General features: G+C 69.3%; 4 protein-coding genes, 1 tRNA gene and 1 rRNA gene. 2 read left to right on the plus strand and 4 right to left on the minus strand.

Annotated features, from left to right (window positions below; genetic code table 11):
• Positions 1 to 167: 167 nt before the first annotated feature.
• The gene (locus FCH28_RS36805) at positions 168 to 5696 is read right to left on the minus strand and encodes a HAMP domain-containing protein (protein WP_136744782.1); all 5529 of its coding nucleotides are present in this window, start codon (positions 5694 to 5696) and stop codon (positions 168 to 170) included.
• Positions 5697 to 6049: 353 nt separating this feature from the next.
• Here FCH28_RS36805 and FCH28_RS36810 point away from each other — a divergent pair, with 353 nt between their 5' ends.
• Together FCH28_RS36810 and FCH28_RS36815 are read left to right on the plus strand one after the other, a co-directional pair.
• Positions 6050 to 8689 carry a SpoIIE family protein phosphatase gene (locus tag FCH28_RS36810; protein ID WP_187364012.1) on the plus strand — a complete coding sequence of 880 codons (2640 nt, stop codon included), beginning with the start codon at positions 6050 to 6052 and terminating at the stop codon, positions 8687 to 8689.
• 148 nt (positions 8690 to 8837) lie between these two features.
• Positions 8838 to 9881, plus strand: a complete 1044-nt coding sequence (locus tag FCH28_RS36815; protein WP_136744784.1) for a YncE family protein — start codon at positions 8838 to 8840, stop codon at positions 9879 to 9881.
• 45 nt (positions 9882 to 9926) lie between these two features.
• On the opposite strand, the gene FCH28_RS36820 is transcribed toward FCH28_RS36815, so the two are convergent.
• The 3 genes from FCH28_RS36820 to rrf form a co-directional block, all read right to left on the minus strand.
• Positions 9927 to 10002, minus strand: a tRNA-Thr gene (locus tag FCH28_RS36820).
• Positions 10003 to 10058: 56 nt separating this feature from the next.
• On the minus strand, positions 10059 to 10736 hold the full coding sequence (locus FCH28_RS36825; protein WP_136744785.1) for a DegT/DnrJ/EryC1/StrS family aminotransferase: 678 nt from the start codon (positions 10734 to 10736) through the stop codon (positions 10059 to 10061).
• Between the two features lie 115 nt (positions 10737 to 10851).
• Positions 10852 to 10968: ribosomal RNA gene (rrf, locus tag FCH28_RS36830) — 5S ribosomal RNA — on the minus strand.
• Between the last annotated feature and the right edge of the window lie 6 nt (positions 10969 to 10974).

Raw genomic sequence — 10974 nt, forward strand, 5'->3', positions numbered from 1 at the left:
GCTGCACCCCGCCTGTCGCCACACCCTGTCACCGCGATGTCACTGTGCACGTAGCAGAAACGCAGACAGGGACCAGAAGGTTCCCCGGATCCTGAGCTTCCACACGTGCCCGGCGACCCTGAGTCAGCACGCGGTGATCCTCTTTCGGCTCCATACTGAACGCCCCGTCACCGTGTGCGCATCCATTGCTCCATGACCGACAACAGATGATCGGTATCCACCGGCTTGGTCACGTAGTCGGAGGCCCCGGAATCGATGCTCTTCTCCCGGTCGCCCTTCATCGCCTTCGCGGTCAGCGCGATGATCGGGAGCCCGGCGAACTGCGGCATCCGGCGGATCGCGGCCGTGGTCGCGTAGCCGTCCATCTCCGGCATCATGATGTCCATCAGGACCAGGACGACATCGTCGTGCTGCTCCAGCACCTCGATGCCCTCCCTGCCGTTCTCCGCGTACAGCACCGAGAGCCCGTGCTGTTCCAGGACGCTGGTGAGCGCGAAGACATTGCGGATGTCGTCGTCGACGATCAGCACCTTCTCGCCGTGGAAGCCGCCCTCGAAGGTGGGGTCCACCAGATCCTGGCCGTTGCCGATCCAGGGCTCCTCAGCGGGCTGCTGGGGCGTCGGCTGCGGCGGGGCGGCCGGCAGCGCCTGGGGCGCCTGACGGGGCGGGACGGGCAGCGGCTGGCCGCCGGGCAGCGCGAAGCGGCGGCCGGCGCCCGAAGTCCCGCGACGGCGCCGCCGGCTGAGGCTGCCGGCCGGCCCCGGCTCGCCGCCGCGCGGCTCCTCCACCATGTCCTGCCGCCCGACTTCGATCTCACGGGCCTCCGCGTCCATCGCCAGGCCGCCCGCGACCAGCTGCGGATAGCCCTGCGGCGGCAGCCCGCCCGGGTTGTGCGGCAGATACAGCGTGAACGTCGAGCCTCGGCTGGGCTCACTGGCGGCGTGGATCTCCCCGCCGAGCAGCCGGGCGATCTCCCGGCTGATGGACAGGCCGAGTCCGGTGCCGCCGTACTTGCGGCTGGTCGTGCCGTCCGCCTGCTTGAACGCCTCGAAGATCACCCGCATCTTGCTGGACGCGATACCGATACCGGTGTCGGTCACCGAGAAGGCGATCATGTCGGCGTCCGGGTCGCGCAACGAACCGTGCTCCAGGAGCTGTTCGCGGATCGCGGGCGGCACGTCCGCGCCGGCCGGCCGGATGACCAGCTCGACGGCGCCGCTGTCGGTGAACTTGACCGCGTTGGACAGCAGGTTGCGCAGCACCTGCAGCAGCCGCTGCTCGTCGGTGTGCAGCGTCGCGGGCAGCTCCGGGGAGACCCGTACGGAGAAGTCGAGTCCCTTCTCCGCGGTCAGCGGCCGGAAGGTGGCCTCGACGTAGTCGACGAGCTGGACCAGCGCGATCCGCGTCGGGCTGACGTCCATCTTGCCGGCCTCGACCTTCGACAGGTCCAGGATGTCGTTGATCAGCTGGAGCAGGTCGGAACCCGCGCCGTGGATCGTTTCGGCGAACTCGACCTGCTTCGGGGAGAGGTTCCCCTCGGCGTTGTCGGCCAGCAACTTGGCCAGAATCAGCAGCGAGTTGAGCGGCGTGCGCAGCTCGTGCGACATGTTCGCCAGGAACTCCGACTTGTAGCGCATCGAGACCGCCAGCTGCTCGGCGCGCTCCTCCAGGACCTGCCGCGCCTCCTCGATCTCGGTGTTCTTCACCTCGATGTCGCGGTTCTGCTGGCGCAGCTGCTCGGCCTTCTCCTCCAGCTCGGTGTTGGACAGCTCCAGCGCCCGCTGCCGGCTCTCCAGCTCGGCCGACCGCTCCTTGAGCTGCTCCGTCAGCTCCTGCGACTGCTTGAGCAGCACCTCGGTCTTGGTGTTGACCGAGATGGTGTTGACGCTGGTCGCGATCATCTCGGCGATCTGGCTGAGGAAGTCCTTCTGGATCTGGGTGAACGGCTGGAAGGACGCCAGCTCGATCACGCCGAGCACCTTGTCCTCGAAGAGCACCGGCAGCACGATCACATTCGCCGGCGGCGCCTCACCGAGCCCCGAGGCGATCTTCAGATAGCCGGAGGGCACGTTCTCCACCAGGATCGTGCGGCCCTCCTCCGCGGCCGTACCGATCAGCGTCTCGCCCGGCCGGAAGGTCGTCGGCATCCCGCCCATGGAGTAGCCGTACGAGCCCATCAGCCGCAGTTCGTACGCACCGGCCTCGCCGCCGTCCGCGCCGATCTCCTTGGCGTCGGGCTGGGCCGCGAGGAAGAACGCGCCGTGCTGCGCGGAGACCGCCGGGGACAGCTCGCTCATGATGAGCGTGGCGACGTCCGCCAGGTCGCGGCGGCCCTGCATCAGACCGGAGATCCGGGCCAGGTTGCCCTTGAGCCAGTCCTGTTCCTCGTTGGCCAGAGTGGTCTCGCGGAGCGTGGAGATCATGGTGTTGACGTTGTCCTGGAGCTCCAGGATCTCGCCGGCCGCGTCCACGTCGATACGGACGTTGTGATCGCCGAGGGTGACCGCCGCGGCGACCGCGGCGATGGCCCGCACCTGGCGGGTCAGGTTGCCCGCCATCTCGTTCACCGATTCGGTCAGGTCCTTCCATGTGCCGGCCACGCCCCGCACCTGCGCCTGACCGCCCAGCTGACCTTCCGTACCCACCTCACGGGCCACCCTGGTGACCTGCTCGGCGAAGGACGACAGCTGGTCGACCATGGTGTTGATGGTGGTCTTCAGCGCGAGGATCTCGCCGCGCGCGTCGACGTCGATCTTCTTGGTCAGATCGCCCTTGGCGACCGCGGTGGTGACCATGGCGATATTGCGGACCTGGCCGGTGAGGTTGTTGGCCATCGAGTTCACGGACTCGGTGAGGTCCTTCCACGTACCGGCGACGCCGGGGACGCGGGCCTGGCCGCCCAGGATGCCGTCGGTGCCCACCTCGCGGGCCACTCGGGTGACCTCGTCGGCGAACGACGACAGCGTGGTGACCATCGTGTTGACCGTGTCGGCGAGCTGCGCGACCTCGCCGCGCGCCTCGACCGTCACCTTCTTCGTGAGATCGCCGTTGGCGACCGCCGCCGAGACCTGGGAGATGTTGCGCACCTGGATGGTCAGGTTGTTGGCCATCAGGTTGACGTTGTCGCTGAGGTCCTTCCAGATGCCGGTGACGCCCGGAACCCGTGCCTGACCACCGAGCTGACCTTCCGTACCGACCTCACGGGCGACCCGGGTCACCTGCTCCGCGAACAGCGAGAGCTGGTCGACCATGGTGTTCACGGTCGTGACGAGTTCGAGGATCTCGCCCTTCGCGTCGACGGTGATCTTCTTGGACAGATCGCCGCGGGCGACCGCCGTCGTCACCTCGCCGATGTTGCGCACCTGCGACGTCAGGTTGTTCGCCATGAAGTTGACGGACTGGGTGAGGTCCTTCCACGTACCGCTGACGCCCTGCACCTCGGCCTGGCCGCCCAGGATGCCCTCGGTGCCCACCTCGCGGGCGACCCGGGTGACCTGCTCGGCGAACGACGAGAGCTGGTCCACCATCGTGTTCAGGGTGTTCTTCAGCTCCAGGATCTCGCCCCGGGCGTCCACGTCGATCTTCTGCGACAGGTCACCGCGCGCGACCGCCGTCGCGACCTGCGCGATATTGCGGACCTGCGCCGTCAGGTTGCCGGCCATGCCGTTCACGGAGTCGGTCAGATCGCGCCAGACACCGGCGACGCCGGGCACCTGCGCCTGACCGCCGAGCCGGCCGTCCGTACCGACCTCCCGGGCGACCCGGGTGACCTGCTCGGCGAACGCGGAGAGCTGGTCGACCATCGTGTTGATGGTGTTCTTGAGCTCCAGGATCTCGCCGCGCGCGTCCACGTCGATCTTCTGGGACAGGTCGCCGCGCGCGACCGCCGTCGTGACCTGGGCGATCTGCCGCACCTGCGAGGTCAGGTTCCCCGCCATGAAGTTGACGGAGTCGGTGAGTTCCTTCCATGTGCCGCTGACACCGTCCACCCGGGCCTGACCGCCCAGCCGGCCCTCGGTGCCCACGTCCCTGGCCATACGGGTGACCTGGTCGGCGAACGACGACAGCTGGTCCACCATGGTGTTCACGGTGTTCTTCAGCTGGAGCATCTCGCCGGAGACGTCGACGGTGACCTTCTGCGACAGATCACCGTTGGCGACCGCCGTCGTCACCTGCGCGATGTTGCGGACCTGCCCGGTCAGGTTGCGGAACGCGGTGTTCACGGAGTCCGTGAGGTCCTTCCACGTACCCGCCGCGCCCGGCACCGCCGCCTGGCCGCCCAGCTCGCCCTCGACGCCGATCTCCCGCGCCACCCGCGTCACTTCGGCACCGAACGAGGACAGCTGGTCCACCATCGTGTTGACGGTGTTCTTCAGCTCCAGCATTTCACCGGCGACATCGACGGTGACCTTCTGCGACAGATCACCGTTGGCGACCGCCGTCGTCACCTGCGCGATGTCCCGCACCTGCCCGGTCAGGTTCCGGAAGGCGTTGTTCACCGAGTCGGTGAGGTCCTTCCAGGTCCCCGCCGCGCCCGGCACCTGCGCCTGACCGCCGAGCTGCCCCTCGGCACCGACCTCGTTCGCCACCCGCGTCACTTCGTCCGCGAAGGTGCGCAGCGTCTCGGTCATGGTGTTGATCGTGTCGGCGAGCTGCGCGACCTCGCCGCGCGCGCTGACCGTGACCTTCTGCGACAGGTCGCCATTGGCGACGGCGGTCGTGACCTGGGCGATCCCGCGCACCTGCGCGGTGAGGTTGCCGGCCATGAGATTGACCGAATCCGTCAGGTCCTTCCATACGCCGGCGACGCCGGGGACCTGCGCCTGACCGCCGAGCTCGCCCTCCGTACCGACCTCGCGGGCGACCCGTGTCACCTCGGACGCGAACGACGAGAGCTGGTCCACCATCGTGTTGACGGTGTTCTTCAGCTCCAGCATCTCGCCCGCGACATGGACCGTCACCTTGCGTGACAGATCGCCCTTCGCGACCGCGGTGGTGACGAGAGCAATGTCACGCACCTGTGCGGTGAGCCGGGAGGCCATCGTGTTGACGGATTCCGTGAGGTCCTTCCAGGACCCGGACATTCCGCGCACCCGCGCCTGGCCGCCGAGCTTGCCCTCCGTACCGACCTCACTGGCCACTCGGGTGACCTCGTCGGTGAACGCGGACAGCTGGTCGACCAGGCCGTTGACCGTACGGCCGACCTTCAGGAACTCGCCCCGCAGCGGATGCTCCGACGAGCTGTCCGAACTGCGCGACCGCAGGTCCATCCGCTGTTCCAGGTCACCCTCGGAGACCGCCGAGAGCACCCGCCCGACCTCGGAGACCGGCCGTACGAGGTCGTCCACCAGGGCGTTCGAGGCGTCGATGGCCGCGGCCCAGGACCCTTCGGCGGCCCCGACCTCCAGCCGCTCGGTGAGCTTTCCCTCACGTCCGACGACCCGGCGCACTCTGGCCAGCTCGCCCGTCAGATGCAGATTGCGGTCCGCGACCTCGTTGAAGACCGCGGCGATCTCCGACATGACGCCGTCGCCGGAGACCGTCAGCCGTTTGCGGAAATTCCCGTCCCGCATGGCAACCAGAGCGACCAACAGCCGATTCAGCGCAGCCGTATCCACCTCGGTCGTCCCGTTGCTCCGGGATCGTCCGCCTTTCGCGCGCGTGCTTGCGCCCCGCGCCGCTGCGCCAGACTCCACCGTGTCCCTCCCGCAGGGTCGACCGTTCTACCCGGGCTTTCTCTTGATACCTGCCCAGTGTTTCACCCCGCCCCACTGAAGCGGCAAGGAGTCGAAACCGTAACCACACACCCGGGGATTCGTTGTGGCCGACGTGCCGGACCGGCCTTTTCGCCGACTCTCGCCGACCACGATCCGGCGACCGGACGGGTTCTCCACGAGGAGGAACATCGACCTCCGGAGTACGTCTGGTCCCGGAAAGCACGCCTTCGTTCCCGCCGCTCGGGCGGACCGTCTAGCCTGGCATTCGCATTGATGCCTTCAGAAACGGGCACAGGACCCTGGGGAGCGACGAAAAACCAATGGGGAGTGCTGTGATCACCGCGCGGGCCGCCGCCACATTCGAGCCGGTCGGGCGCTCGGTCGCCACTGCCCGTGCGTTCGTCCGTGACACTCTCCAGGGCTGGGGCCACGGCGACATCGTCGATGACGCCGTCGTCCTGACCAGCGAACTCGTCACCAATGCCGTGGTGCACGCCGGCACCGCCGCCGATGTGCTGTGTCTGCGTACGGACAGCGGCGTACGGATCTCGGTCGCCGACCGCTACCCCGAGCGTGAGATCCCGCTCCAGAACTCCGGCCAGATCTTCGCCCACCCCGACCGCGAGGGCGGCCGCGGCCTGCTGCTGTGCGGCGCGCTGGCCACCCGATGGGGCGTCGAGTACACCGCCGCCCAAAAACACGTCTGGTTCCAGCTCGACCTCCCCGAGCGCCCGGCCGGCACCCGCTCCGCCGGCCCCGCCCTCCCCGTGGACGCCCTGCCCGTCACCGACACCCGGGTACGCGTCGCCGTGATCCAGATCGACCGCGGCGGCTGTGTCAGCTTCTGGAACGACGACGCACGTGACCTCTTCGCCTACGACTCCGAGCAGGTCATCGGCAAACCGCTCACCGAGTTCGCCGCCTGGCCGCACACCCCCGGCACCGGCACCGGCATCGCCGAGGCCCTCCAGCTCTCCCGCTGGGAAGGCTCCTACGGCATAAGGGGCTCCGACGGCCGGGTCATCCCCGTCTACGCCTCCCACCTGCGCGTCCGCGACGCCGACGGCGAAGCCTCCACGGTCTGCCTTCTGGTCCGCGACCACGAGCGGGCCATCCTCCAGAGTCCGCAGCGCGCCCCCGCCCAGGACACCCTCACGCAGACCGCCCCGTCCGCCCAGTCGGCGGTTCACCCCTCCGACCCGTTCGAGGTCTTCATCGGCTCACCGGCCCCCGACGACCTGGACGGACTGCTCCAGCGCACCGTCGAGCGGGCCCGCGACATGCTCGACGGCGACGCCGCCTACCTCCTGCTGGCCACCGACGACGAGACCGAGCTGGAGGTACGCGCCTCGACGGGCCTGCCGTCCGCCCGCCAGCGGTTCGCCCGGGTCCCCGTCGAAGCCGGCTCCGGACGCTACGGCTCCGCCCGGATGCCCGCCGTCCATGAAGACCTCACCGCCGTCCCCGGCGCCGTCCCGCTGCTCAGCGGCACCGGCATGCGCTCCGTCGTCACCGTCCCGCTCAAGGTCGAGGGCCGGCTCACCGGCTCCCTCGGCGTCGCCGCGGAAAGCCCCGGCCGCTACACCAACGAAGAGGCGCTGCGCCTCCAGTTCGCCGCCGACCGCATCGCCCTCGCCGTCGAACGCGCCCGCCTCACCGAACTCGAAAAGCTCCGCCGCGGCTCCCTCTCCTTCCTCGTCGAGGCCTCCGACCTCCTGGCCGGCACCCTCGACCGCGACCAGACCCTCGCCCTGATGGCGCAGATGACGGTCCCCACCCTCGCCACCTGGTGCGCCGTCTACACCGTCGCCGACCAGGCGTCCGAACCCGAACTCTCCTACGTCCTGCACGAGGACGAGGACCGCATCGACGGCCTCAAGACCCTCCTGATGAAGGTCGATCCGCCCGAGCCGGTCCCCACCCCCGGCGCCCGCATCTGGACCGCCCCCACCGACGCCGCCCACGACGCCGCGCTGCGCACCTCCCTGCGCAGCCTGGGTCTGGGCCACTCCGCCCGGCCCTCCACGGGCCCCGGCGCCACCCTCGCCACCGCGTCCGCCGTCGGCGGCGAGACCGTCGTCCTGCCGCTGGTCGCCCGCAACCGCGTCATCGGCATGCTCACCCTCGGCAAGCCCACGGAGGAGCACTTCCGCCAGGAGATCCTCGAACTCGCCGAGGACCTCTCCCGCCGGGCCGCCCTCGCCCTGGACAACTCCCGCCTCTACTCCGAGCGCACGGCCATCAGCCAGTCCCTCCAGCGCAGCCTGCTGCCCCCGGAGGAGCCCAACATCCCCGGCGTCGAGGTCGAGGTCATCTACCGCGCGGCCGGCGAGGGCAACGAAGTCGGCGGCGACTTCTACGACGTCTTCCCGATCCGCGACGGCGCCTACGGCTTCGCCATCGGTGACGTCTGCGGCACGGGTCCCGAAGCGGCAGCCGTCACCGGCCTGGCCCGTCACGCCCTCCGCCTCCTGGCCCGCGAGGGCTTCGGCGGCCCCGCCGTCCTGGAGCGCCTCAACGCCGCCATCCTCGACGAGGGCCCCCGCAGCCGCTTCCTCACGCTCCTCTACGGCGAACTGTGGCCCCAGTCCGACGGCAGCGCCCTCCTCAAGGTCGTCTGCGCCGGCCACCCGCTGCCGCTGCGCCTGCGCCAGGACGGCACGGTCGAACCGGCCGCCGAACCCCAGCCGCTGCTCGGCGTCATGGACGACCTCGAACTGTACGAGCAGACCGTCACCCTCGACCCGGGCGACGTCCTGCTCTGTGTCACGGACGGCGTCACGGAACGCCGCGAGGGCACCCGCATGCTCGGCGACGACGGCCTCACCGACGTCCTCACCACCTGCACCGGCCTGACCGCCGGCGCCGTCGCCGCCCGCGTCCTGCGCGCCGTGGAGCGCTTCGCCGCCGAACCGGCCTCCGACGACATGGCCATCCTCGCCATGCGCGTCCCCGAGGTCCAGGCCGGCTGACCCCACCCTGGGCAGGCCGGCGCCTGTGGTCCGCCTCACAGCCCACCGGCCGCCCGCCCACGGCCACCAGCAGCCTTGCGTACGGCGCATCGCACCCCTGCCCGACATGCACTGGAGTCACCGCCAACGGCCGCCCACGATACGGACCATGACTCCCACCACCGCCGGTTCACCCGGTGACCTGCTGGCCGTCGTCAGCCAGACCGGACCGACCCTCACCTTCTTCGACGCCGCCACCCACGAACGTCTCGACGTCCTGCACGTCCCCCCGCAGCCGCACGAACTCTGCTTCGATCCGGACCACAGGCTGCTGTACTGCGCCAGCACCTACACCTCGGGCTTCTACCACGCCAACGAGGGACGCTCACACGAGATCACCGTCATCGACGTCGACACCCGCACCATCGTCGACACCCTCACCACCGCGCCCGACCACGCCCCGCACGGCCTGGCCCTCGACCGCGACCGAGGCCGCCTGTACGTCAGCGTCGAGGCCACCGAAAACGAGCCGGGCGGCGTCGTTCTCTTCGACACCCGCACCCGCCGACGCCTCGGCCGCATCCCCACCATGGCCCCCGGCCCGCACTGGTTCGTCATCAGCCCCGACGGCCGCCGCGGCTACGCCAGCAACAAGGAAGCCCCGTTCGTCTCCGCCGTCGACCTGGACCGCGGCGTCTTCACCGGCCGCTTCGACGTCCCCGGCAGCGAGGGCCTGGACATCTCCCACGACGGACGCCATCTCTACGTCGCGACCCCCAAAGCCGACTTCGGTGCACCGGCCGAACACCCCGGAATCCGGGTCATCGACACCACCACCGGCAAGACCGTCCGCACACTCGCCACCCGCGAACAGGTGATGCCGGTCCACGTCACGGCCACGGGTGCGCTGCTCGCCGGCGAACTCCGCACCGGCACCGGAGAAGACGGCCCGCTCGGCTCACAACTCCCCGGCGTCCTCACCGTATTCGCACCAGAAACCCTCACACCCGTCGGCGAAATCCAGGTCGGCCATTTCCCCCTGACCATCACCACCTCCCCCGACGGCCGCCTCGGCTATGTCTCGGGAAATGTCTCCAGCACCGTCACCGTCGTCGACCTGGAGAACCTCCGGCCGTTGGCCACCCTCGACGTCGACCGCGCCGACATCTCCGGCGCCCACGGCCTGGCCTACATCCAGTCCCCCGGCAACTGACCGTACGACAAAGGCCCCCGCCGGACGGCGGGGGCCTTTGCCCTCTGGAGCCCCAATACGGAATCGAACCGTAGACCTTCTCCTTACCATGGAGACGCTCTGCCGACTGAGCTATTGGGGCGCAGCAACGGAATAGATCATACCTGAACTCCGCAGCGCCTTCGAACCACCACCCGCCTAAAAGGCCGGCTGCAGCAGACCCCCCAGCGCATTACACGCACTCACCATCTTGTGCAGCCCCCGCCGCGACAACTCCGCATCCAGCGGCAACGCCAGAGTCTCGTCAACGGCCCGCTCGGTATGCGGCAGAAAGACATCCCTCCGCAGCCCCGGCATCCGGTACACCGGCGCCGGCACGGGAACCTTGCACGCAACTCCCTTGGCCCGCAGCGCCCGTGCGAAAGCGTCCCGGTCCGGCCGCCCGTTCCCCGGCACCCGCACCACGTACTGCTCGTAGGTGTGCCCCATCGCCGGCTCCGGAGTGCGGACCCCGTTGAGCCTGCCGTCCAGGTAGGTCGCAAGCGCGCGGCGCCGCTCCACCCCGTCCGGCCGGGCCCCGGGCTCCGCCTCGACTATCACCAACAGCCCGTGCCGCTTGCCGATTTCGCGGATCCACTGCGCGTCGGCCTGCCGCCCGAAGCGGTGTACCGCCACCACGGCGGCGGTCCTGCTGGTCACGACGTCCGACACCGCGGCCGGGTCGAGGCAGTAGCTGTCCTCGTCCACATCGGCGAACACAGGTATCGCGCCCAGCACCACCACGGCCTCGGCGACCTCGGCGTTGCCATACGCCGGCACGACGACCTCATCACCGGCACGTACACCGGCGGACTTGAGCGTTCCGAGAGTCCCCATGACGCGGATCCTGGCCACGTGAGGTGAACGTCAAGTTACGCCTACGATCCGAAAAACGGAACAAAAAAGCTCCGGCCCCTGAACCAAAAGGATCAGGGGCCGGAGCTGAATAATTGTTCGGCGGCGTCCTACTCTCCCACAGGGTCCCCCCTGCAGTACCATCGGCGCTGAAAGGCTTAGCTTCCGGGTTCGAAATGTAACCGGGCGTTTCCCTAACGCAATGACCACCGAAACACTA

This window comes from Streptomyces piniterrae, assembly GCF_005048155.1.
GTDB classification, from domain to species: Bacteria; Actinomycetota; Actinomycetes; order Streptomycetales; family Streptomycetaceae; genus Streptomyces; species Streptomyces piniterrae.

Coding starts and splice junctions, on each gene's coding strand:
- FCH28_RS36815 (WP_136744784.1), top strand. CDS start 8,838: ATGACTCCCACCACCGCCGGTTCACCCGGTGACCTGCTGGCCGTCGTC.
- FCH28_RS36825 (WP_136744785.1), bottom strand. CDS start 10,736: ATGGGGACTCTCGGAACGCTCAAGTCCGCCGGTGTACGTGCCGGTGAT.